General features: G+C 35.5%; 23 protein-coding genes. 17 read left to right on the plus strand and 6 right to left on the minus strand.

Translation table 11 applies throughout. The features are described 5' to 3' along the window. From pstB (ACI6PB_RS03655) to uvrA, 14 genes are all read left to right on the plus strand, one after another. The gene (pstB, locus tag ACI6PB_RS03655) at nt 1-807 is read left to right on the plus strand and encodes a phosphate ABC transporter ATP-binding protein PstB (protein WP_025084590.1); all 807 of its coding nucleotides are present in this window, start codon (nt 1-3) and stop codon (nt 805-807) included. Nucleotides 808-818: 11 nt separating this feature from the next. Further along, complete coding sequence (gene pstB, locus ACI6PB_RS03660; protein ID WP_025084589.1) at nt 819-1,577, plus strand: phosphate ABC transporter ATP-binding protein PstB; 759 nt, start codon at nt 819-821, stop codon at nt 1,575-1,577. An 11-nt stretch (nt 1,578-1,588) separates the two neighbouring features. After that, complete coding sequence (phoU, locus tag ACI6PB_RS03665) at nt 1,589-2,269, plus strand: phosphate signaling complex protein PhoU (protein WP_404327781.1); 681 nt, start codon at nt 1,589-1,591, stop codon at nt 2,267-2,269. Nucleotides 2,270-2,326: 57 nt separating this feature from the next. Beyond that, a complete protein-coding gene (locus ACI6PB_RS03670; protein WP_025084588.1) occupies nt 2,327-2,578 on the plus strand; it encodes a PspC domain-containing protein in 252 nt (83 codons plus the stop codon). A gap of 24 nt (nt 2,579-2,602) precedes the next feature. Further along, nucleotides 2,603-2,968 (plus strand): phage holin family protein, encoded by a 366-nt coding sequence (locus tag ACI6PB_RS03675; protein ID WP_056955689.1) that lies wholly within the window; start codon nt 2,603-2,605, stop codon nt 2,966-2,968. Nucleotides 2,969-3,032: 64 nt separating this feature from the next. Then, nucleotides 3,033-3,998 carry an HPr(Ser) kinase/phosphatase gene (hprK, locus tag ACI6PB_RS03680; RefSeq protein WP_025084587.1) on the plus strand — a complete coding sequence of 322 codons (966 nt, stop codon included), beginning with the start codon at nt 3,033-3,035 and terminating at the stop codon, nt 3,996-3,998. Continuing rightward, on the plus strand, nt 3,998-4,813 hold the full coding sequence (lgt, locus tag ACI6PB_RS03685; protein ID WP_309511145.1) for a prolipoprotein diacylglyceryl transferase: 816 nt from the start codon (nt 3,998-4,000) through the stop codon (nt 4,811-4,813). The genes hprK and lgt overlap by 1 nt, the downstream gene beginning before the upstream one ends. Before the next feature lie 65 nt (nt 4,814-4,878). Beyond that, nucleotides 4,879-5,820: a thioredoxin-disulfide reductase gene (gene trxB / locus ACI6PB_RS03690; RefSeq protein WP_025084585.1), complete on the plus strand. Its 942-nt coding sequence runs from the start codon at nt 4,879-4,881 to the stop codon at nt 5,818-5,820. Nucleotides 5,821-5,999: 179 nt separating this feature from the next. After that, the gene (locus ACI6PB_RS03695) at nt 6,000-6,254 is read left to right on the plus strand and encodes a helix-turn-helix transcriptional regulator (RefSeq protein WP_309511144.1); all 255 of its coding nucleotides are present in this window, start codon (nt 6,000-6,002) and stop codon (nt 6,252-6,254) included. A gap of 129 nt (nt 6,255-6,383) precedes the next feature. After that, the gene (locus ACI6PB_RS03700) at nt 6,384-8,102 is read left to right on the plus strand and encodes a phospho-sugar mutase (protein WP_025084583.1); all 1,719 of its coding nucleotides are present in this window, start codon (nt 6,384-6,386) and stop codon (nt 8,100-8,102) included. 113 nt (nt 8,103-8,215) lie between these two features. Further along, nucleotides 8,216-9,508, plus strand: coding sequence for an alkaline phosphatase family protein (locus ACI6PB_RS03705; protein WP_025084582.1), 1,293 nt, complete (start codon nt 8,216-8,218; stop codon nt 9,506-9,508). 14 nt (nt 9,509-9,522) lie between these two features. Beyond that, nucleotides 9,523-10,767 (plus strand): MFS transporter, encoded by a 1,245-nt coding sequence (locus ACI6PB_RS03710; protein WP_025084581.1) that lies wholly within the window; start codon nt 9,523-9,525, stop codon nt 10,765-10,767. A gap of 124 nt (nt 10,768-10,891) precedes the next feature. Continuing rightward, complete coding sequence (uvrB, locus tag ACI6PB_RS03715; RefSeq protein WP_025084580.1) at nt 10,892-12,901, plus strand: excinuclease ABC subunit UvrB; 2,010 nt, start codon at nt 10,892-10,894, stop codon at nt 12,899-12,901. Nucleotide 12,902: 1 nt separating this feature from the next. Further along, complete coding sequence (gene uvrA, locus ACI6PB_RS03720) at nt 12,903-15,752, plus strand: excinuclease ABC subunit UvrA (RefSeq protein WP_404327782.1); 2,850 nt, start codon at nt 12,903-12,905, stop codon at nt 15,750-15,752. A gap of 73 nt (nt 15,753-15,825) precedes the next feature. Here uvrA and ACI6PB_RS03725 read toward each other — a convergent pair whose 3' ends face one another. After that, nucleotides 15,826-16,209, minus strand: a complete 384-nt coding sequence (locus tag ACI6PB_RS03725; RefSeq protein ID WP_404399124.1) for a hypothetical protein — start codon at nt 16,207-16,209, stop codon at nt 15,826-15,828. 78 nt (nt 16,210-16,287) lie between these two features. After that, a complete protein-coding gene (locus ACI6PB_RS03730; protein ID WP_404327784.1) occupies nt 16,288-17,841 on the minus strand; it encodes a cation:proton antiporter in 1,554 nt (517 codons plus the stop codon). Between the two features lie 126 nt (nt 17,842-17,967). Between ACI6PB_RS03730 and rapZ the strand changes: the two genes are divergently transcribed. The 3 genes from rapZ to whiA are packed head-to-tail and all read left to right on the plus strand — an operon-like array spanning nt 17,968 to nt 20,838. After that, nucleotides 17,968-18,882: an RNase adapter RapZ gene (gene rapZ / locus ACI6PB_RS03735; RefSeq protein ID WP_025085091.1), complete on the plus strand. Its 915-nt coding sequence runs from the start codon at nt 17,968-17,970 to the stop codon at nt 18,880-18,882. Beyond that, on the plus strand, nt 18,869-19,903 hold the full coding sequence (yvcK, locus tag ACI6PB_RS03740) for a YvcK family protein (protein WP_025085090.1): 1,035 nt from the start codon (nt 18,869-18,871) through the stop codon (nt 19,901-19,903). The genes rapZ and yvcK overlap by 14 nt, the downstream gene beginning before the upstream one ends. Continuing rightward, on the plus strand, nt 19,903-20,838 hold the full coding sequence (gene whiA, locus ACI6PB_RS03745) for a DNA-binding protein WhiA (RefSeq protein ID WP_025085089.1): 936 nt from the start codon (nt 19,903-19,905) through the stop codon (nt 20,836-20,838). The genes yvcK and whiA overlap by 1 nt, the downstream gene beginning before the upstream one ends. 75 nt (nt 20,839-20,913) lie before the next feature. On the opposite strand, the gene ACI6PB_RS03750 is transcribed toward whiA, so the two are convergent. The 4 genes from ACI6PB_RS03750 to ACI6PB_RS03765 form a co-directional block, all read right to left on the minus strand. Beyond that, the gene (locus ACI6PB_RS03750; protein WP_309511143.1) at nt 20,914-22,308 is read right to left on the minus strand and encodes a DHA2 family efflux MFS transporter permease subunit; all 1,395 of its coding nucleotides are present in this window, start codon (nt 22,306-22,308) and stop codon (nt 20,914-20,916) included. Nucleotides 22,309-22,531: 223 nt separating this feature from the next. After that, nucleotides 22,532-23,119 (minus strand): ATP-dependent Clp protease proteolytic subunit, encoded by a 588-nt coding sequence (locus tag ACI6PB_RS03755; RefSeq protein WP_025085087.1) that lies wholly within the window; start codon nt 23,117-23,119, stop codon nt 22,532-22,534. A 102-nt stretch (nt 23,120-23,221) separates the two neighbouring features. Then, nucleotides 23,222-24,346, minus strand: a complete 1,125-nt coding sequence (locus tag ACI6PB_RS03760; protein WP_404327785.1) for an acyltransferase family protein — start codon at nt 24,344-24,346, stop codon at nt 23,222-23,224. Nucleotides 24,347-24,431: 85 nt separating this feature from the next. After that, nucleotides 24,432-25,307: a LysR family transcriptional regulator gene (locus ACI6PB_RS03765; protein ID WP_404279742.1), complete on the minus strand. Its 876-nt coding sequence runs from the start codon at nt 25,305-25,307 to the stop codon at nt 24,432-24,434. Nucleotides 25,308-25,374: the final 67 nt, after the last annotated feature.

The raw sequence follows: 25,374 nt of genomic DNA on the forward strand, positions 1-25,374 counted from the left end.
ATGATTGAACAAAATGATCAACAATACATCCTTCATTTGGATGAAGATAAACATGAAATCGCCATGAAGACTGAAGATTTACAGGTATTTTATGGCGAAAAGGAAGCGATGCATAAAGCATCCTTGCAATTTGAAAGATATAAAATAACATCTTTAATTGGAGCCTCTGGTTCTGGTAAGTCAACATTCTTGAGATCATTGAATCGTATGAACGATAATGTTGAAGGTGCAAGCGTTAAGGGTAAAATCATGTACCGTGGTTTGGATATCAATAAGAATAATGTTGATATTTATGAAGTAAGAAAGCATATTGGGATGGTGTTTCAACGACCTAATCCATTTTCTAAATCAATTTATGATAATATTACTTTTGCACTAAAGCGTCACGGATTGCATGACAAGAAGAAATTAGATGAAATAGTTGAAACAACATTGAAACAAGCTTCATTGTGGGATCAAGTAAAAGATGATCTTAACAAAAGTGCTCTAGCTCTGTCAGGTGGACAACAGCAGCGTCTCTGTATTGCTAGAGCAATTGCAATGAAGCCAGATATTCTTTTGATGGATGAGCCAGCTAGTGCGTTGGATCCAATTTCAACTTCAAATGTTGAAGAGACCATGATGAATTTGAAAGATAATTATACAATTATCATCGTTACACATAATATGCAACAAGCCGCTAGAATAAGCGATTATACGGCATTTTTCCATTTAGGTCATGCTGTGGAATTTAATGAGACGAGAAAGATATTCACTCGTCCAAAAATTAAAATAACAGAAGATTATGTTTCGGGACACTTTGGATAGGAGCGTTAAGTTTGGCAAAAAAAATTTTGACATCTTCCGATGTACATTTATTTTATGGAAAAAAAGAAGCATTAAAAGGTATTAACTTAGATTTTAATAAAAATGAGATCACTGCTCTAATTGGTCCTTCAGGTTGTGGTAAATCGACGTATTTAAGATGTTTGAATCGTATGAATGATTTAATTCCTGATGTAACTATTACAGGAACAATTTCATTGGATGGCAAGAATATTTATTCTCCTAATGTCGATACTGTAGCCTTGAGAAAACAAGTGGGGATGGTATTTCAACAGCCTAATCCGTTTCCTTTCTCAATTTATGATAATGTAGTGTATGGACTAAGATTAGCTGGTGTTAAAGATAAGTCAGTTTTGGATGAAGCAGTTGAAACTAGTTTGAAAAATGCCGCTGTTTGGGATGATGTGAAGGATAAATTGCATCAAAGTGCATTGTCACTTTCAGGTGGTCAACAACAAAGAGTATGTATTGCTAGAGTTTTAGCGGTGAAACCTGATATTATTTTATTAGACGAACCAACTTCTGCTTTGGATCCTATTTCGTCGGCTAAAGTTGAAGATACAATGTTGGCACTACGTGAGGATTACACTATTATTACTGTTACACATAATATGCAACAGGCTTCGAGAATATCCGATCAAACCGCCTTCTTCCTAAATGGAGAGTTAATTGAAGCAGATAAAACAAAAAATATTTTCTTAAATCCAAAAGAGAAACAGACTGAAGATTATATTTCAGGAAAATTCGGTTAGGAGAAAAAACGATGCGCACTACTTTCGAGGAACAATTAAATAACTTACATTTACGATTCTCAGAAATGGGTATGATGGCGAGTGAGGCCATTATGAAATCTGTTAAAGCATATATTGATCATGATAAATCTTTGGCCAAAGAGGTTATTCGTAACGATCATGTGATTAATAAACGAGAGATGGACTTGGAAAAGGAATCTTTTGAAATGATTGCTTTGCAACAACCAGTTACATCTGATTTGAGAATGATTGTAACGGTTTTAAAGGCTAGTTCTGATTTAGAAAGAATGGGCGATCATGCGGTAAGTATTGCTCAGGAAACAATTAGAGTTAAGGGTGAAATAAGAATTCCCGAAATTGAAAAACTAATTGCGGAAATGGGTGAAATGAGTACTAGTATCGTTGAAGATTCACTGGAAGCCTACTTGAAAAAAGATAGTAAGATGGCTGAAGAAGTTGCTCATCGTGATGTAGAGATTGATGCAAAAAGTACTTTGATCAATGAACTATGTATCAAAGATATGCAGAAAACTGTAGAGAATGTTTTAAGTGGTTCGTCTTATATGCTTGTGGCTAGTTATTTGGAACGTGTTGGTGATTATGCAACTAATATTTGTGAATGGGTTGTTTACTTGAACACTGGACATGTGGTAGAACTGAATCGGAAGCATATTCCTGATGTCGATGAGTAGAATTGATATTTTCTTGAATATGTAGTATATTTTTTGGACAAGTTGAGGTGAATTTATATGAAGGAAAGAATCACAAGATCTACTACGGATCGAATGTTAGCAGGTGTATGCGGTGGTTTAGGTGCCTACTTTGGCGTTGATTCAACCTGGATACGTTTAGCCTTTATCTTTCTGTTACCTTTTACTTATTTTCTACCAGTCTTAGTTTATGTAATTCTCGTATTCTCTTTACCTGAGAAACGAAATATTCAAGAGACGGATTTTAATAAGAGAAAGCGTGGCACTAAAGCTGCCAAGAAATATTACTGATTCAAAAAAGAATGAGGGTATGAAATGAAGTTACTTATAAAAGTGGCAATACAAACGCTTTTGTTTTTAGCAATTGCTAGATTATTGCCCGGTATGTTTCGAGTGGACACTTTAGCTACGGCGATTATTGCTAGTCTTGTTTTAGCCATTTTGAACTGGACAATCAAACCACTTCTACATATTATTTCTCTACCGATTACATTTATTACATTTGGACTATTTTCCTTTGTAATTAATGCAATCACTCTAGAATTAACTTCGGCGTTAGTTGGGTCAAATAGTTTTTATTTCAATGGATTTGGTTCAGCCCTAGTCGTTGCCATTATTCTAGCAATCTGTAATTCGATCATTAATAGTTATACAATGAATAATTTTCAAAGACGCGTCTAGAACGCGTTTTTTTGTTTCTAAAATGATAAAATTATTATAAATAAAGAATCTGTGGGGGTTAGCAATGACAAATTTTGTTACAGTATCTCAAATGGTAAAGGATAACGAATTGAAAGTTTATGCTGGAGAAGAGTTATTAAAAGATAAAAAAGTCATAACGACCGATATTTCTCGCCCGGGAATCGAATTGACGGGTTATTTTGATTATTATCCAAGTGAACGAATTCAGTTATTTGGTCAAACAGAAACTTCATATTCACGTTCAATGACTGCCAATAATCGTTATAAAGTGATGCTTGAATTGTGTCGTGAAGATACGCCGGTCCTTTTGATTTCAAGAAATATTCAACCAAGTAAAGAATTGTTGAGAGCTGCTAAGGAACATCATGTTCCTGTTATTGGTTCAGAGTTACCAACAACAAGACTTTCAAGTATGATCACCGAGTATTTGGATGAGAAACTAGCTCCCAGAGAGTCAATTCATGGTGTTTTAGTAGATGTTTATGGTATTGGAATTTTATTGACTGGTCATTCTGGAATTGGTAAAAGTGAAACAGCTTTGGAATTGATCAAACGTGGTCATCGTTTAATTGCTGATGATCGTGTTGATGTTTATCAACGTGATGAAAAGACTATTGTTGGTGAAGCACCTAAGATTTTGAATCACTTATTGGAAATTCGTGGTATTGGAATTATCGATGTTATGAATCTTTTTGGAGCAGGTGCCGTTCGTTCTCAAAGTGAGATTCAATTGATTATTAATTTGGAGAATTGGTCTGCCGATAAGAATTATGATCGTATTGGAACTTTGGAAGATAGACGTACCTTTTTTGACGTTGATGTACCACAAATTACTGTTCCGGTTAAAGTCGGTCGTAATATCTCTATCATTATCGAAGTCGCTGCCATGAATTATCGTGCTAAGAAGATGGGATATGACGCTACAAAGAAATTTGAAGATAATCTAGGATTATTAATCAAAGAGAATGAGGAAAAAACAAAGAATGAAAAAAATGGAGAAGGTAAGTAATGAATTTTGATTTGCTGGCATTAAACCCAATTGCTTTAAATCTAGGCGGTTTAGAGATTCACTGGTATGGAGTTATTATTGCCCTGGGTGCTTTAGTTGGAGTTATCATGGCAATGCGTGAAGCAAAAAGAAGACATCTGGATCCTGATAATATTTTGGATTTAGTTTTATACGGAGTTCCAATTGCTTTAGTTGGTGCTCGTCTGTATTATGTTATTTTTGAATTACCATATTACTTGGCTAATCCTAGTGAAATAATTAAGATCTGGCATGGTGGTATTGCAATTTATGGAGGTTTAATTGCCGCATTTATTGTTTTGTTGGTTCTATGTAAAAAAAGAAATATTTCGCCCTGGTTGATGCTAGATATCGCCGCACCTTCAGTTCTTTTAGGACAAATAGTTGGTCGCTGGGGTAACTTTATGAATCAAGAGGCTTTTGGTGCTAAAACTACTTTGAGTTTTTTACAATCTTTACATATGCCACATTTCATTATTGAACAAATGTATATCAATGGTGCTTACCGTCAGCCAACCTTTTTGTATGAATCTGTTGGTAATTTAATAGGTTTGGCTTTGATTTTAATTTTGAGAAATCGTAAGCATCTGTTAAAACGTGGTGAAGTATTTTTAACATATTTAATTTGGTATCCGGCAGTTAGATTTTTTGTTGAAGGTATGCGAACAGATAGTTTATATATTTTACCAGGCGTAAGGGTTTCACAAGCCTTATCACTAATACTATTTTTCGTTGCCATTGGAATTTTTATTTATCGTCGAAAGAATGAAAATGATCCTTGGTATAATGAGTTGTGAGCAATCTAATTGATAATTAAAAAATAAATGGTAATATTTGTTGAGTAATAGGAGGTAATTCGACGATGAAAACATACGATGTAGTAATTATTGGGGCAGGTCCTGGTGGATTAACTGCCGCTTTATATGCTTCACGTGCCAACCTTTCAGTAATGATTCTTGATCGTGGTATCTATGGTGGTCAAATGAATAACACCGCTGCGATTGAAAATTATCCTGGATTTGAATCAATTTTGGGTCCAGACTTGAGTGAAAGAATGTATAAATCTTCAACTCAGTTTGGTGCTGATTTTGGTTATGGTGCTGTTCAATCAGTTGAAGATAAGGGTAATGTTAAAATTATCCACACTGATGATGGCGATTATGAAGCTAAAGCATTAATCATTGCAACTGGTTCACAATATAAGAAGATTGGGGTTCCTGGTGAAAATGAATTATCGGGACGTGGTGTTTCTTATTGTGCTGTTTGTGATGGTGCTTTCTTCAAGGATCAAGATGTCGCCGTTATCGGTGGCGGAGATTCTGCTGTTGAAGAGGGAATTTACCTTACACAACTAGCTAAGTCAGTAACAATTATTCACCGTCGTGACCAATTGCGTGCTCAAAAAATTCTGCAAGACCGTGCATTTAAAAATGACAAGATTAAGTTTGTCTGGAATGCTGATGTTAAGGAAATTACGAGTGCTGACGATAAAGTTTCCGGTGTTAAATACGTTGATAAGAAGACTGGCGAAGAACACATTGTTCCAGCTAAGGGTGCTTTCATTTATGTTGGTATCAAACCAATGACAGAACCATTCAAGGACTTAGGTGTTTTGGATGAAGACGGATGGATTAATACTAATGAACATATGCAAACAAATATTCCTGGTATTTTTGCTGTTGGGGATGTTCGTAAGAAGGATCTTCGTCAAGTAGCTACAGCTGTTGGTGAAGGTGGTATAGCTGGTCAACAAGCATACAGTTATATTCAAGAACTTGCTGATGATAAGGTAACAACAAAATAGTATAAAAAGTATTTTGAATATGAGGATTATGAAATGGAGAATATCCATTTTGTAATCCTTTTTTTGTGCCTTGACCTAATAATAAAAGACTAAATATTGAAAAAATTATTATTAGCATTTGGTTTGAATATATACATGTTTAAACATATACTATTAGCAAAAGACAGGAAGTGATTCTTATGCGTGAAGTAGTAGATAAAAAAATAAATCAATTGATGAACGAATCTGGTTTCAATATTGCTAGAAACCTAAAAGTCTTAAGAAAAGAAAAGAATCTAACTCAAAAGGAAGTAGCAAGACATCTGAATATTGATGTGACAACTTTATCTCACTATGAGACAGGTATTAGAATGCCAGATATTGATACACTAATTGCGTTGGCAAGATACTATGATACGGATATAAACAGAATCATCAGTAATAATCTCGAATAATTTGTATATTTGTGGTCGATTTTTAAGGATATTTTAAAAAAAATAGCTTAAAGTGTCGTAATCAAATATAAATGGTACTCTATGATTGATATAATGGTTGTAAGTACTTACAAATTAGGAGGACAAGTTATGTCTTGGCAAGATAATATGCAACAATGGCTCGACTATAAAGATTTGGATCCAGATATGAAAGAGCAACTTAACGAAATGAAGAATGATGATAAGGTTGCGGAAGAAGCTTTCTACGAACCAATGGAATTCGGTACTGCTGGTATGCGTGGTCTTATTGGACCTGGTATTAATAGAATGAACATTTATACTGTTCGTCAAGCAGCTGAAGGTCTAGCTTCTTTCATGGATACTCTGGATGACAAGTTGAAGTCACAAGGTGTAGCAATCAGTTATGATTCACGTTACTATTCACAAGATTTTGCTTATGAATCAGCAAAAGTTTTGGGAGCTCATGGAATTCACAGTTATGTGTTTGACAGTTTAAGACCTACACCGGAATTATCTTTTGCAGTAAGAAGTATACCTACATATGCTGGTATTATGATTACTGCTAGCCATAATCCTAAGCAATATAATGGATTTAAAATTTACGGACCAGATGGTGGTCAAATGCCACCAGTTGAATCGGATAATATTACTAGTTTTGCTAGAAAAGCTAGCAATCTATTCGCTATTAAAGTAAAGCCTGTAACAAAGTTGAGAGAAGAAAAATTATTAACTCTTATTGGTGAAGATGTTGATTTAAACTATATGAAGAATTTGGAAACGGTTATTGTTAACCGCGATTTGATCAATAATATCGGTGATAAAATGAAATTTGTTTATTCACCACTTCATGGTACCGGTAAGATGATTGCTCCTCGAATTTTCCAAAAGTTAGGATTCAAGAATTTTAATATGGTAACTGAACAAGCCATTTTGGATCCTGAATTTGCTACAACTCCATTCCCTAATCCTGAATTTGCTCAAACTTTTGATTTAGCAATTGAACGTGGTAAGAAGATTGGTGCTAATATATTGATTGCAACAGATCCTGATGCTGATCGTTTGGGAGCTGCAGTTAGACAACCAGATGGTTCTTATAAGTTGATGACAGGTAATCAAATTGCTTCGGTTCTTTTGAATTACTTATTACAAGCAAAGAAGGGCCTTAAGCAATTACCAGCTAATGGAGCAGTTGTTAAATCTATTGTCTCGTCTGAATTGGCAACAGCTATTGCTAATAAATATAATGTTGAGATGCTCGATGTCTTGACTGGATTTAAATATATTGCTGAGAAGATTGAACAATTTGAAAAAAATGGTAGCAATGAGTTCCTCTTCGGATTTGAAGAAAGTTATGGATATCTTGTAAAGCCATTTGTTCGTGACAAAGATGCTATGCAATCAACTTTATTATTAGCTGAAGCTGCAGCTTATTACGAATCAAAAGGTAAGACCATCTATGATGCACTAGAAGATCTTTATGAAGAATTTGGTTACTATCGTGAGAAGACTATCTCTAAGACATTTGAAGGTATCTCTGGTAAAGATAAGATGGCTCAAATTATGAAGACACTTCGTGAAGAAGGTATCGACGAAATCAATGGCGTTAAAGTTGTTGAATCAATCGATTATTTAAAAGATACAGATACTACTGAGGCAGGGGTTAAACCTACGGGATTACCAAAGGCTGACGTATTAAAATATGTTTTAGCTGATGATACTTGGGTTGCCGCTAGACCTTCAGGTACTGAACCAAAATTGAAATTTTATATTGGTGTTAAGGCTGATACAGAGGCCAATGCCGCACAAAAACTAGCTGATTTTGCTAAAGAAATCGAAGGTTGGGAATAAAATAAGAGATAGAGACAAAAGTTATTTTTTGTCTCTATCTTTTTGTTTCGTTACAAGTATTTCTCAACTGCGATATAATATTTTCATGTAGTTTGTGAAAAGAGGAGAAGGAATTGTCAACAAATCAACATCTAATTATTATTTCGCTTGATTCTTTAGGATTTAGAGATATTGATGAACATCTCGATGAATTACCAACATTGAGCAAGTTAGTACACGGGGGAACTTGGGTTAAAAGGGTTCAAGGAATCTATCCAACTTTAACTTATCCTTCGCATACGACCATTATCACTGGTCAATATCCAAGTGTTCACGGAATTGTAAATAATACTAAGATTCAATCTAATCGTCGATCACCTGATTGGTACTGGTATCAGAAGGATGTTAAATCAACGACATTATATGATTTAGCACGAAAAAAGGGACTTAAGACGGCCGCCTTTCTTTGGCCAGTAACAGCCGGTAGTAAAATTGATTACAATTTGGCTGAAATTTTTCCTAATCGAATTTGGACCAACCAAGTCTTGGTTTCACTGAAGGCTAGTTCACCGTTGTTCATTTTAGAAATGGATAAAAAATATGGAAAATTGCGTAATGGTATCAAACAGCCTGCTTTGGATGATTTTATTACGGCTTGTGCGGTTGATACGGTAAAAAATAAGCAGCCTAATTTGATGTTGTTACATTTGGTTGACATGGATAGCATGCGCCATCAATATGGGGTTCGTTCTGAAGATGCTATGAAGGCTTTGCATCGATTAGATGGTCATGTAAAGCAAGTAATTGATGCTAGCAAAGAAGCTGGTACCTTTGATGATACGAACTTTGTAATTTTAGGAGATCATTATCAAATTAATGTTGATAAGATGATTCATTTGAATACTTTGTTTGCAAAGAGAAATTGGCTAACACCAATCAAAGATCAAACTTTCAAAAAGGATTGGTCAGTAATGGCTAAAACTTGTGATGGATCAACCTATATTTACACAAAGAATTTTGATCAAATCCAACGTTTGAAGGAACTAATTTCAGGTGTTGAAGGTGTAGAAAGAATTTACTCATCACGAGAGGCAGCAGCCATGGGAGCAGATCCTAATTGTACTTTGATGGTTGAAGCTAAGGCTGGTTATTACTTTACTGATGAAAGTGATCGTCCTAATGTTGTAGAGCAAGTACTTCCTGATATGATGGGAGATGCTGATCGATATCGTGGTGTTCATGGATATCATCCTCAAAAACCAGGCTACAAAACAACCTTAATTTTTAATGGACCAATGGTTGAAAAAAATCATACAGTCGAAAAGGCTAATTTGGTAGATGAAGCACCAACTTTTGCTAAGTTGTTAGGCTTAAAATTTGATGCACCAATAGCCGGAAATAGTATTGAGGATGTATTTATCGATTAGAATAGAGGAATTTTATGAGGTTTAATAAGAAACAGTGGAGTTGGATCTTCTATGATTGGGCCAATTCTGGCTATGGAATTATCGTTACAACAGCAGTATTACCAGTTTATTTCAAATCAATAGCACAGAATTCAGGAGTTTCGGCGGCTAATGCAACGGCCTTTTGGGGTTATGCCAACAGTTTTGGAACTTTATTAGTTTCTATTTTGGCTCCCGTTTTAGGTGCATTAGCAGATTATCCGCATCACAAAAAGCGATTAATGAATTATTTTTCATTTTTAGGAATTATTATGACGTTTGGTTTGGCGTTAGTACCGTCAAATCAATGGCAATTATTATTAGGTGTGTATATCCTGTCGATAATTGGATATTCAGCTGGTAATTTATTTTATGACAGTTTTTTAACAGATGTTGCCAGCAATGAGGAGATGGATACTCTTTCTTCAAATGGATATGCTTACGGCTATTTAGGTGGAGTTGTAGCTTTTATCTTATTCTTAGTTCTACAATTAACGAGTGGCTTTGGTATGTTATCCAGTTATGGTGTGGCACGATGGAGTTTTCTTCTAGCAGCCATTTGGTGGATTATTTTTTTCATTCCATTGTTGAAAAATGTCCAACAGGTCTATTCATTACCAGAAAATGCACACCCTGTTACATCAAGTTTTAAACGTGTCTGGAAGACAATTACTCATTTGAGAAAGTATAAGGCTGCAGCTTGGTTCTTAGTAGCCTATTTCTTCTATATTGATGGAGTTGATACAATTTTCACGATGGCTACCTCAATCGGTATGGATATGGGAATTAACACGACAACATTAATGCTTGTTTTGTTAGTTGTTCAATTAGTAGCTTTTCCATTTTCTATTTTGTATGGTTGGTTTGCTAATAAAGTTTCTACTAGAGCGGGAATTCTTTTAGGAATTGTTCTATATTTTGGTATTTGTTTATATGCTTTGAAACTAACCAGTGCTAAAGATTTTTGGATCTTAGCTGTTTTAGTTGGAACCAGTCAAGGTGGTATTCAAGCTTTGAGTCGTTCTTATTTCGGAAAACTGATTCCCAAAGAATCCGGAAGTGAGTTCTTTGGTTTCTATAATATATTAGGAAAATTTTCGGCTGTGATGGGTCCAATTTTGGTTGGTATCGTCACCCAGATTACGGGAAAATCCACAATTGGCGCTGCTTCATTGAGCATTTTATTCTTCATTGGATTGATAATTTTCTTAATGTTGCCACGTTTGGTAAATGAAAATTAAATTATGGCGAAAATATGTTCGCTATGGTAATATAGAGCCAGCGCAATAAGCCTGACATTAATTACATCTAATTCGTGTGCGAGAGTTAGATGTTTTTTTTAGCTCAAGGGGGGTAAATTAATCCGTGATAGATAGAGTTACTAATAATAAATTTGATTTGGTTTCTAAATATTCACCTGCTGGAGATCAAGCTCAAGCAATCGATACCATTACTAAAGATTTCAAGGCTGGCGATAAAGAAGTTGTTCTTGAGGGTGCCACTGGTACTGGTAAGACCTTTACAATGGCTAATGTAATTAAAAGCTTGAATAAACCAACATTGATTATTTCACATAATAAAACATTGGCAGGACAACTGTATGGTGAATTTAAGGAATTTTTCCCTAACAATGCGGTTGAATATTTTGTTAGTTATTATGACTACTATCAACCAGAAGCCTATGTACCATCTAGTGATACGTATATTGAAAAGGATTCTAGTATTAATGATGAAATCGATAAACTTCGTCATTCAGCTACTAGTTCACTTTTGGAACGTAACGATGTTATTGTGGTTGCCTCTGTTTCATGTATTTTTGGTTTAGGTGATCCTAGAGAATATGCCGACAGTATTATTTCTTTACGGGTTGGTCAACAGATTGCTCGCGATACTTTGTTGGAAGAATTAGTTGATAACCAATTTGAACGTAACGATATTGACTTTCAACGTGGAAGATTCCGTGTCCGTGGCGATGTTGTCGATATCTTTCCGGCTTCACGTGATGATAATGCTATTCGTGTGGAATTTTTTGGTGATGAGATTGATCGAATCATTGAAATGGATGCATTAACAGGAGAAATAAAAGGATCAATGGATCATATTGGTATCTTTCCGGCTACTCACTTTATGATCAGTGATTCTAAAATGGATGAAGCTTTGAAACGTATTAAAGACGAAATGGATGTTCAAGTTGATAAATTTACTAAAGAAGGTAAATTGCTGGAAGCTCAACGTATTAAACAGAGAACTGAATATGACATTGAAATGATGCGCGAGATGGGTTACACATCTGGTATTGAAAACTATTCTCGTCATATGGAAGGTCGTGCTGAGGGTGAGCCACCATTTACTTTGCTAGATTTCTTTCCTAAAGATTTTAATATTATGATTGATGAATCTCACGTTACTATGCCACAAATTCGAGGAATGTATAATGGTGACCGTGCCAGAAAGCAACAGTTAGTCGATTATGGCTTTCGATTGCCTAGTGCATTAGATAACCGTCCGTTGAAGTTGGATGAATTCGAAAAACATGTTAATCGTATTTTATATGTATCAGCTACACCGGGTCCTTATGAGTTGGAGAGAACAGATCATAAAGCTGAACAGATTATTCGTCCTACAGGTCTATTGGATCCTAAGATTGAAGTACGTCCAATTATGGGACAAATTGATGATTTGGTTGGTGAAATTAATGATCGCGTGGCTAAACATGAAAGAGTCTTTGTAACCACCCTAACAAAGAAGATGGCTGAAGATTTAACTGATTACTTTAAAGATTTAGGAATTAAAGTTAGATATTTACACAGTGACATTAAAACTTTGGAGCGAACGAAGATTATTCGTGATTTACGATTGGGCAAATTCGATGTTCTAATCGGAATCAATTTGTTGCGTGAAGGTATCGATGTACCAGAAGTTTCACTAATTGCTATATTGGATGCTGATAAGGAAGGCTTCTTGAGAGCTGAACGTTCATTAGTTCAGATTATTGGTCGTGCATCGCGTAATGAACATGGTAAAGTTATTATGTATGCTGATTCAATTACGGATTCAATGCGTGGAGCGATTGATGCAACTGCACGTCGTCGTAAATTACAGATGAAATTCAATGAGGAGCATAATGTAACACCTAAGACAATTGTTAAACCAATTCGAGATGCTATTTCAATGTTCCAGAAAGTTGATAATTCTTCTTCTGAGACGGAGAAGATTGACGATGATATTGACTTTAAGGATATGAGCAAGAAGGAACGTGAAGAACTTCTTGCCAACCTAAATGAACAAATGGAATCTGCTGCCAAGAAATTAGACTTCGAGGCTGCTGCTAATTTACGTGATACGATTTTGGAATTAAAGGCGGAAATGAAATAGAATGTTAAATGATAAAATTGTTATTCATGGTGCACGTGCACATAATTTAAAAGATATTGATGTAACAATTCCTCGTGATAAATTAGTTGTTATGACTGGTCTATCCGGTTCAGGTAAAAGTTCTTTGGCTTTTGATACACTTTATGCTGAGGGTCAGAGACGTTATGTTGAGAGTTTATCGTCTTATGCCCGTCAGTTTTTAGGACAAATGGACAAGCCAGATGTTGACTCAATTGATGGATTAAGTCCTGCTATTTCAATTGATCAAAAAACTACCTCTAAAAATCCTCGTTCAACTGTAGGTACAGTTACAGAAATAAATGACTATTTACGTTTATTGTGGGCTCGTGTTGGGACACCAATTTGTCCAAATGATGGGACTAAAATTACGAGTCAATCGGCTCAACAAATGGTTGATGCTATTTTGAAATTGGATGATGGAACTAAGCTACAAGTTCTTTCACCAGTCGTTCGTGCTAAAAGAGGACAACATAAAAAAGCCTTGAATCAAATTAAGAAACAAGGTTATGTCCGTATAAGTGTTGATGGTGAAATTCACGATGTTAGTGAAGATATCGAATTGGATAAGAATAAAAAACACAGTATTGATGTTGTGGTTGATCGAATTGTTGTTAATGATCATATTAAATCTCGTTTGTTTGATTCAGTTGAAGCAGCTTTGAGATTATCCGATGGTTATATGAACGTTGATGTTATCGGTTCAGATATGATGGTTTTCTCAGAAAAGAATGCTTGTCCTATTTGTGGTTTCACAGTTGGAGAATTGGAACCACGCTTATTTTCATTCAATGCACCGTTTGGGGCTTGTGAGAATTGTGATGGCTTAGGGATTAAGTTAGAAGTTGATCTTGATTTGGTTATTCCAGATCAAAGTAAAACTTTAGCTGAAGGGGCCATTGAACCTTGGAACCCAATCAGTTCACAATATTATCCAGAAATGTTGGCTCAAGCGGCCAAGGAATTTAATATCGATATGAATACGCCATTTGAAAAATTACCTCAAAAGGACCAGGATATTATTCTAAATGGTTCTGATGGTAAGACTTTTCATTTTCATTATGAGAATGATTTTGGTAGCGTACGTGATGTTGATGTTCCATTTGAAGGAGTTCTTCCTAATATCAATCGTCGCTATCATGAAACTAATAGTGATTTTACACGTGAGGTTATGCGAAAATACATGACTGAATTGAAATGTCCTGTTTGTCACGGTAAACGATTAAATCGTCAAGCCTTAGCTGTTAAAGTTGAAGGCAAGGATATCGCTGAAGTTTCCGATATGTCAATCAAAGATGAACTTCCATTTTTTAAGGCAGTTAAATTTGGTGAACAGAATACGGTCATTGCTAAACCTATTTTGAAGGAAGTTAAGGATCGTCTCAGTTTTTTGATTAATGTTGGGTTGGAGTATTTGTCATTATCTCGTTCGGCTGGGACTTTATCAGGTGGTGAAGCTCAAAGAATTCGTTTGGCTACACAAATTGGTTCTAATTTATCTGGAGTAATGTATATTTTGGATGAGCCTTCAATTGGATTGCATCAACGTGATAATGATCGTTTGATCAGCTCTTTAAAGAAAATGCGTGATCTTGGTAACACTTTGATTGTGGTTGAACATGATGAAGATACAATGCGTGCTGCTGATTATCTTATCGATGTTGGTCCTGGTGCGGGTGAGAATGGTGGTCAAATTGTGGCCGCTGGAACTCCTAGTGAAGTAGAGAAGAATCCTAAATCGCTGACTGGCCAATATTTGGCAGGTAAAAAGTTTATTCCAGTACCTTTGGAGCGTCGTGTTGGTAATGGTCAATTTGTTGAAGTTTACGGTGCACAAGAGAATAATTTAAAGAAGCTGAATGTTAAATTTCCATTGGGTAAATTTATCGTTGTGACCGGTGTTTCAGGTTCAGGTAAATCAACTTTGGTTAATATGATCTTGAAACGTGCTTTAGCTCAAAAGATGAACCATAATTCTGAAAAACCTGGTAAGTATAAAAAGATTACTGGTTACGAGAATTTGGAAAAGATGATTGCTATTGATCAGAGTCCTATTGGACGTACGCCAAGAAGTAACCCAGCTACATATACTGGTGTCTTTGATGATATTCGTGATTTATTTGCTCAAACAAATGAGGCTAAATTGCGTGGTTACAAGAAAGGCAGATTCTCTTTCAATATTAAAGGTGGACGTTGTGAAAACTGTCGTGGTGATGGAATCATCAAGATTGAAATGAATTTCTTACCTGACGTTTACGTACCATGTGAAGTATGTCATGGAACGCGTTATAATTCTGAAACCTTGGAAGTAACTTATAAAGGTAAAAATATTGCTCAAGTGCTTGACATGAAGGTTTCTGAGGCATTGGACTTCTTTAGCAACATTCCAAAGATCAAACGTAAGTTACAGACAATTCAGGATGTAGGATTAGGTTATGTTTCACTAGGACAGTCAGCCACTCAATTGTCCGGTGGTGAAGCTCAAAGAATGAAGCTAGCCTCTGAACTTTATAAGAAATCTAATGGTAAGAATTTCTATATCTTGGATGAACCTACAACTGGTTTACATACAGATGATATCAAACGTCTCTTGGGTGTCTTGCAACGTTTAGTTGATGAAGGTAATACTGTCTTAGTTATTGAGCATAACTTAGATGTTGTTAAATCAGCTGATTGGCTAATTGACCTTGGACCTGAAGGCGGTGAAGGTGGAGGTACGATCGTTGGTACTGGTACACCTGAAGAATTAGCTGAAGTAAAAGATAGTTATACTGGTCAATATTTGAAACCAATCTTGGAACGTGATACCAAACGTACTAAAGATGCTGAATAGATAGATTCATTTAAATAGAATAATAAAAACAGGTATCTACTAAATATCAATTCTAGTAGATACCTGTTTTTTGTTATTCTTCATTTAGAGATTGTAAGTAAACCAATTGATCGGTTGAAATTTGTTCGTAAAGTGCACTACCTAATTCACGACTTATTTCTTTAGTTGAGATTAGATTTTGAATGTAAGTATTTTCCTGTTGAAAGGCTTCAATTAAAAGTTCATTTTGATCATTTTCATAATGATCATGACCAACCAAACGACGGTGTCTTTCATCATAAGATCGACGAACAATACTGATCTCACGATTGTTGCCACTATCGTTCACCAAACTTTGATTAAGATAGCTAGTAATTTTAAGATAAGGTTTTTCTTCAACTTCGGCTATTTTATCCCAAAGCTTTCGATTACGATTCAACATTTGTTCACGGCTGATATTTTTACGCTGTGATTGCATCTTATGATACATTTTGCGACGTTTACGTGCTGTCTTGGTTAACGATAGTTTTTCTACGACATGGAAACGTAAGAAGAGTTATACTCTTTGACGAAAACTATTTTGGTATTGCAGGACAGTTCTACGTGCCACTCGCATGTATAAATCAGCACTTTGTTCAGATATCTCACCGTTACTTAACATCTCATCGATAGTTTGTTGCTCTAGTTCAAAGCAGTTGTCAAAGATAATTGTTAATTTGTTTTTATCGATGTGTCCATCAATTGTACGTTGCCCATCAAGAATATTTACCACTCGGCCAATGCTGGTAGAACTATCATGACGTGTTTGAAGATTGACAATAGCATTATCAACCATTTGACCTTTAATTTTAGCTAATTCTTCTTCGGTATATTTGGAAACTTGAGGAGGCAATAATCTTGGTAGGATTAGAGTTGGAACTAGTAGGCTGGTTAAAATAACAACAGCAGCTACGAAGATAATATCATTACGATATGGGAAGGATTGACCATTCAATGTTAATGGTAGCGAGAAAGCCATGGCTAAAGTAATTGTTCCGTGAACACCGCTATAGGCCATAACGACACTATTAGCATGCTTTTCTTTCTTATCCCAAGCTCGAATGGATGCGAACCCCCAATTGGTCCAGAGGTATCTTAAAGCAGTCATAGTAACATAAAGTAAAATACCGACACCAAACAGAATTCCGACTGAACTGGCATCATGTTGATGCAGATTTTGAATAACGCTTGGCAATGACATACCTAATAAGACAAAGACAATACCATTAAGAATACTAGAGAAAACATTCCAAGTGCTAGTCATAACGATTTGTAGTCGTGAACTAGTCAAACGCAAGCGATTCTGTTGGATACCATGCATCAAACCTGTAACAACTACGGCTAGAATTCCTGAAACACCAATAGCTTCAGCAATTAGGTAAACAACAAAAGGAGTTAGTAAAGTGAAAGGAACCATGACTGAAGGAGCATCAACGTGCATATTGATTAATTTAAGACGAATCGAAACGATAACTATACCCAAGATTCCTCCTAAAATAATTCCTCCAAAGAAGACGTAGAAAAAGTTACCAATTCCATTGAGCAAAGAAAATTGTCCCGTGACGGCAGCACTGATAGCTAGGTTTAAGGCAACAATACCCGAAGCATCATTAAAAAGTGACTCATTTTCTAAAGTACCCATGACTTCGGTTGGTACTAACATGTTACTAGTAATAGAACCTACAGCGACAGCATCAGTTGGTGTAATAATAGCTCCTAGAGCAAAAGCAAGTGCCAATGGCATGCTAGGAATAATCAAGTGTGTTACGAATCCGACGATTAAAATGGAAATAATTGCTAGTTCTACGGCTAAGGAAAAAGTAGTACCGACTTGATGAGTTAATCGTGACAAACTGGTATGTTGCCCGTCATTGAACATAAGAGCTGAAATGATGACGAGTAGGAAAATTTCTGGCTCTAATTCAAAATGTTTATAAAAAGGTAGAAAGGACAATAATAGCCCAGCCGCAATTTGAATGAATGCAATCGGAATATTATTTAATTTCCACTGAACAATGTTAGCCAGCACAACGGCTGCAACTAAAAGAAGCACTAAAAAAACTGTATCCATAAAATATCCCCCTAATTGGTTTAATTTTATCGCAATTTAACGATAAAAAATATTTTTATCTTTTCTTCTCTAAAACTGACACGCCTGGCTTGTTATGTTATGCTTATATGGAATGTGAGGTGCAAAATGGCAAAAGATACGCTTAATTTAGTTATAGTAACCGGAATGAGTGGTGCAGGTAAGACTGTTGCCATGCAATCTTTTGAAGATTTAGGTTATTTTTGTATTGATAACATGCCACCTAATCTACTTCCTAAGTTTTGGGAATTGGTTCATGAATCAGGAACTATTAAGAAAGTAGCTTTAGTTGTCGACATTAGATCACGTGCTTTTTATGATGAGATCTTCTCAATGTTGTCACAAGTTGATGAAGATGAACAGGAAAAGCACCAAAAGGTTGATATGAAAATTCTCTTCTTGAATGCATCAGATGAAGAGTTGGTTTCTCGTTATAAAGAAACTCGTCGTAGTCATCCGCTCGCAATGGAAGGACGTCTACTTGATGGTATTGAAAAAGAACGAGAACTTTTGTCAGAAATTAAAGGCCGTGCATCAGTTGAAATTGATACGACGGACTTAACTCCTCGTCAATTACGAGAGGAAATTTTTGATAACTTTCAAGAGTCAACCGGAGTACCAACATTTCATATTGAAGTAATGTCATTTGGCTTTAAATATGGTTTACCAATTGATGCTGATATAGTAATGGATGTCAGGTTTTTAAAGAATCCATTTTACATCAAAGAATTAAAAACACAAACGGGTGTGGATAAACCCGTTTATGATTATGTTATGGATGATCCGGAAACAAAGAATTTTTATGATAAATTTTCAGATTTGTTAAAGGATATTATTCCTGGATATGAAAAAGAAGGTAAAACTAGTTTAACGATTGCAATTGGCTGTACTGGTGGTCAACATCGATCAGTTGCGATTGCCCAACGTTTAGGTACAGATTTGAAGAAAAAGTACTATGTTGATATAACTCATCGTGACATGGAAAAATCTCAAAAGAAGGTAATCGAAGATGGCCGAAAATAGGATAGTTCGAGTTGTTAAAGGACGTCGTCCAAAAGTTGTAGTTATAGGTGGGGGAACTGGTTTACCAGTTGTACTAAATAGTTTAAGAAAAATGGATGCTAATATTACTGCAATTGTTACTGTGGCCGATGATGGGGGATCATCTGGTATCATTCGTGACTACATTAACGTTGTCCCTCCTGGGGATATTAGAAACGTTTTAGCATCACTATCTGATCTACCTAAAGTTGATATGGATGTTTTCCAATATCGCTTTAAGAGTAATGATGATTTCTTCTCAGGTCATGCGATCGGTAATTTGATTATCGCTGCTTTGACTGAGATGTCACCTAATATTTTTGACGCTGTTCAAGAACTATCTAAAATGATGAAAGTGGACGGTCATGTTTTCCCAGCTAGCAATACTAAATTGACGTTACATGCAGAATTTACGGATGGAACTAAATTAGCCGGTGAACATGAAATCACTCATTCAGGTAAACATGTTAAACGTGTTTGGGTCACAGATTCCGATAATCCAGAGGAGGAACCAAAGTCAGTTATTTCGGTTATTGCTTCGATTATGCAAGCTGATGTAGTTGTCTTGGGTCCTGGTAGTTTATTTACAAGTATTCTACCTAACTTGATGATTAAAGATATCGGTGAAGCTGTTAAACAAACTTCAGCTGAAGTTGTTTATATTTGTAACATCATGACACAGATTGGTGAAACCGAAGGCTTCACGGATGCTGATCATGTACGAGTTTTAAATCGTCATTTAGGTGGTAATTTTATTGACACAGTACTGGTCAATACAAGAGAAATTCCTGACGGTTATATGGATCATAAAAAATATGATGAATATGTCAATCAGGTAGAAACAGATTTTCAAAGTTTAAGAAAAATGGGATGCAAAGTCATACAGGATGATTTCTTATCATTGCATGATCAAGGTGCGTTTCATGATGGTGAAAAGGTTGCTGAGGAAATTATTAACTTGTCCTTACAATCTGGTAATAGAAAAAATGAGGTGAGACGTTAGTGGTTTCATATGCAAGTGAGGTCAAGCAAGAACTCACAAAATTAGTCGTCCATCCTGAACATGCTCGAGTAGAATTGTCAGCATTGTTGAGAATGAATGGCTCATTAAGTTTACAAAATCATCATTTCGTCTTAACCGCACAAACTGAGAACGCCGCTATTGCAAGAAGAATTTTTTCTTTGATTAAGCAAAAGTATGGAATCGAATCAGAACTACTTGTGCGTAAAAAGATGAAATTGAAGAAAAATAATCAATATCTTGTACGTTTGAAATATGATACTAATCGTGTACTTACAGATTTAGATATTTTAGATGAATCAGGTTTGTCGATTAATACTGATGTACCTGAAGAAGTTTTAAATGAAGATCAACGGATGCGTTCATATCTTAGAGGAGCCTTTTTGGCTACCGGGAGTGTAAATAATCCTGAGACTTCTAGATACCATTTGGAAATTTATTCATTATATGAAACGCATAATGAAGGAATTGCTCAAATGATGAATTATTTTCATTTAAATGCACGGACAACTAAGCGCCGTAATGGTTATATCGTTTATCTAAAAGAAGCCGAGAAAATTGCTGATTTTCTTCAACTAATTGGGGCAACTAACTCAATGTTGAAGTTTGAAGATATTCGGATTGTACGTGATATGAGAAATTCGGTTAATCGTTTGGTTAATTGCGAAAATGCTAATATCAATAAGACGGTAGCAGCAGCTGAACGTCAAATTGATAATATTAAACATTTACAGGCGACAGTAGGTTTAGATTCCTTACCAGATAAATTACGTGAAATTGCGGTTTTACGTTTAGAAAATCCAGAAGTTTCTTTGAAGGAATTAGGAGAGATGGTACCAAGTGGTCCTATCTCTAAGTCAGGAATCAATCATCGTTTGCGTAAGTTAAATGAATTGGCTGAAACGGCCAGAGTATAAATAAAAAGAGTCTTCATACCAACTAATACAAAATAGTTGGTATGAAGACTCTTTTGTTATATTAAGAAGCCAATTTTACACATTGCTCTTTTTATGATTTTTAATCAATAAAGCAAAGATAAAACCAATAACTGCCATTCCGAAGAAGAAGGCAAAGACATGTTGAAAACCAATTAATCCATTATTGGCTGGCAAATGATATTTTTGATTAGTTGTAACTAAAATCAAAGTAGCAAGACTAACACCCAATGAACCGAGTAATTGTCTAACAGTCGTTATAATTGCCGTTCCATGAGGAATTAACGCTTCTGATAAGGAATTACCACCTAAAGTTGTAGCCGGCATCATAACGAAAGCATTACCACCTTCAATTAAAATGGCAATTAGAATCATTGGTAGAATACCCAATTTAGTATGGAGAATGAAAAGCAAGAACCAACCAATAACGATCATTGACATTCCGGAAATTAAAGTGGCTTTGAATCCAATCTTATCAGCTAATCTACCAGTAAGAGGATTTAAGATACTTAGGACAATAGCTGGTGGGACCAGTGCCAAACCAGACATTAAAACTGAAACATGTAAAATGTTCTGATAATAAAGCGGATAGATAATTGTTACAACAATTAAAGAAATGTATGAAAAGCCAGTTAATAAAACAGCCAAATCAAAATTAAAATTCTTCATAACTTTTAAATCTAGTAGAGGTTTATCTTTAGTTAATTGACGGTGTATGAAAAGAACGGTCAAAATAATACTGATAACTAAGAGAATAACCAAGTTAGTTGAGAAACTTCTAGTGCTGCCGGCTTGATTGACAACATAGAGTAATCCGATAATACCAAGTAGATAAATTGTTGAAATAAGATCAAGACTAGCTTTATGACGAGGCATAACGTCTTTGATATTGAAGAGAGCACTGATAAAAATAATAATCATGATCAATAAGAAGATGACGAAAAGTCCTTGCCATTGTAAAAAGTTTAAAACAATACCGGAAATAATAGGACCTGAAGCTAAAGCGGAACCCATAACCAAACCAGCGTAGCCCATTGTGGCACCACGTTTACTTTCAGGTGTGATGGTTAGTAGGACTGATTGAAATGATGGGAACAAAACACCTACACTAATCGCTTCCAGAGCCCGCCCTAGCATGGCCATTGGAAAGTTTGGTGCAACAATAATAATTAAGGTACCAATTGAGAAGATACCAACGACACTGAGAAAGATTTTTTTAAACGAAAAATTGTTTAATAACCATGGACTAATCGGCATCATGATACACATGATCAACATGAATCCCGTTGTTAACCACTGAATCGTTGGTGCTGTTACGCCAAAGAATTTCATTAATGTCGGATAAGCCGTTGAAAGTGAAGATTGGCTGATCGACATTGTAAAGGTCCCGGATAACAAAGTTATGATGAATAACTTCCGAGCCAGGCTATTTTTGATTTCGCCCTTATTCATAAAAAAGACCCCTTTTGTTTAATCTAAGAACAATTTAAGGATAGACTAAAATAAAAAAGGTGTCCAATCGAATGCCTGTTGTATAGCGCTTTCAAAAGGAGATAAAAAAAGATCAGGACAAAATGTCCTGATCTAAATAACTGTTGTTATATGGTAAGTAGTGGAAAAAAGTTACTCAAGGGAAACTTCCTCCGATTGAGAACCGTACTTGCTCATTCTATAACTATTTATCAGCTTTGTTTGTCATGATTTCGTCGATCAAACCATAATCTTTAGCTTCTTGGGCTGTCATGTAATTGTCACGGTCAGTATCTTTTTGAAGTTTTTCAAATGTTTGACCTGAGTTATCAGCCAAAATATGATTCAATCTCTTTCTTGTCTTCAAGATCTCTTGAGCAGCAATTTCAATTTCTGTTTGTTGACCTTGAGCTCCACCTAATGGTTGGTGAATAAGAACGGTTGAATTTGGAAGAGCAAATCTCTTACCCTTAGTACCTGCTGACAATAGGACACTGGCCATTGATGCAGCCATCCCTGTAGCAATTGTTTGTATATCGGATTTAACGAAATTCATTGTATCCATGATAGCTAAACCGTCGGTAACTGAACCACCGGGTGAGTTGATATACATGGAAATATCCTTATCTGAATCTTGAGCATCGAGGAATAGTAATTCGGCGATAACTGTATTAGCCATTTGGCTGTTAACTTCACCAGATAACATAATGATTCTATCTTTTAATAATCTTGAGTAAATATCGTAGGCACGTTCGCCACGAGAACTTTGTTCAACAACTGTAGGAACTAACATTAAAATGCCTCCTGTTTTTAATTAGCACTCTTAATAGCACAGTGCTAATTTAGCATACAATTAATATTGGGTCAACAAACAAAGCTCAAGAAATAAAAATAATTATTTAGTCTCAGTTTGAACGGTAGGTTTAGTAACCGCAGATTTGACCTTAAACCAAAGAATATGGAAAGTATAAGCTGAAGCAAATGATAGTATCCAAGTTAACAAATAGCAAATAATAATAGTTGCAATAGGATTGATTTGAGGTAAGAAATTGCTACCTAAACGCCAGATGATTTGAAGCCAGAAGACGTTAGACAAGTAAGCTCGGTAGGCATAAGTAGCTAAGAAGTGGAAAATTGGTAAAGCTTTGGAGTCAGTGTTGATATGACGAATAGCTAATGTGGCTACTAGGCCAATAACCAATAAAGCATAAAGAGTCATCGAAGGTTTGTAATAGGGAGCATTGCTCAATTTAACTGGATAACCGAAAGCAAATAATTCATGGTTAGTCCAATAGAAGACGGCAATAATTAAAATTATTAAAATAGGAAAAGTTTTTTTGAGAAATTTTTCAAATTTGTCACGGAACATCCAAGCAACAACACCGAAAATACCGTAAATTACGAAACTGATAAAGATTCTATCTAATAAGTACCAACTTTGTTCATGAGGACCATGAAAGACTTGAACATCATAGAAGTAGATCCAGGCAGCAAAGAATACGACGGTCAAAGTAATTGTAATAATACCACGAGTATTGTTGTTCTTGATCCAGTGAGCTAGTGCCCAAAAGAACGGCATTAGAATGATGAATTGTAACATCATGGTGTTATACCACAAGTGTGGAGCGGCATTCCCGTTAATGAAGTGCCAGCAAAATGATCCAAAATTATTGAACTTGTTAACTTGTTGAAAATTTGGAAAAATCAATAAGTAAGCGAGGGTCCACCAAATTGTAGGTACAAAAAGAGCAGACCATTGTTTTTTCAAATAGCTACCATAATCTCCCCAAGTGTTTTCGTTAGTAGTTCTAGTCGTGGTATATAAAATACCAAAAATAAAGGCTGGAGCCGTAAACTTCACCAAATTGTAAATAATTCCGATTGGAGTTTGGTAACTAAAACTGGGATTGGTTGATAAAACTAAACTGAGCACAGTCTGCATCATAACGGCAGTACAAGCAAAGACCTTCATATAGTCGCCTATATCAGCCTTGGGTGTAATGTCTTTTTTTATTTTCATGTGATAAATCTCCCCTTGTAAAATTGTGAGACCAACAAAAGGAAATCATTAGACTTAATATATTCTCATACTAAAATAAATGCAACTAAATTTTTAATTCAGATCTTTGGAAAGATAGGAAGATTAAGATTAATTCATTACTGATTTCACGTTGAATATTAGTTAGATTTTTGTGAGGTGAACAGAGATAAATCGTTCGTTGGAGGGGATCAGGTGTTAGCCGAGCTAATTGGACTTTTGCACTGATTGTCTGCCAAGTGACTGAAGGAATGAAACTCAAACCGACGCCAGCTTCAATAATTCCCCTAACTGTGGCTGGATCATCGGCTTCGTACTTGTAATTTAAAGTGATATCACGTTTTAAAAAATATTTATCGATTGTTACACGCAAGGGATTATTAGCTGAAAGACCAATCATCTTTTCGGAAATGAGTTCCTCCGGTTTAACGAAATGTTGGCTATAACCGTAGTTGATATTCCAACCGACAAAAATTTCTTCCTTTAAAACAGGTACGTTAGTTAAGCCCTGCAGTGGGGTACTGGTAATAATAAAATCAAATTGTTTGAAATCTGTTTCCCTGACGTTATGTTGAGCAATATTTAATCTAACGTTGGGGAATTTTTCTTGAATGCTGGTAACAATCGAAGGGATGAAGGGGGAAGCCACTTCCATTAATAATGAAATTGGATATTGGGTCTGATCTAGACCACCTTTGACAGCTGAAATACCACGGTTCAATTCCTCTAAACTGTCATTCACGTAACTGTAAAATAATTTACCAGCTCGGTTTAGTTTCAAAGTTCTACCTGTACGATCAAAGAGTTTCGTACTTAATTCATCTTCTAACTGTTTAATAGTTTTGCTGACAGCTGGTTGAGAGACATAAAGAATCTTAGCTGCTTTAGTGATGCTTTCTTGATTTGCGACAACAACAAAATAAGTCAATTGATTTAGATTCATAGATATACTCCATTCATAACCAAATGGTTAAGTATCTTGCTTTTTATATATTATACATGTTATGTAT

This window comes from Companilactobacillus paralimentarius (assembly GCF_963227125.1).
GTDB classification, from domain to species: domain Bacteria; phylum Bacillota; class Bacilli; order Lactobacillales; family Lactobacillaceae; genus Companilactobacillus; species Companilactobacillus paralimentarius.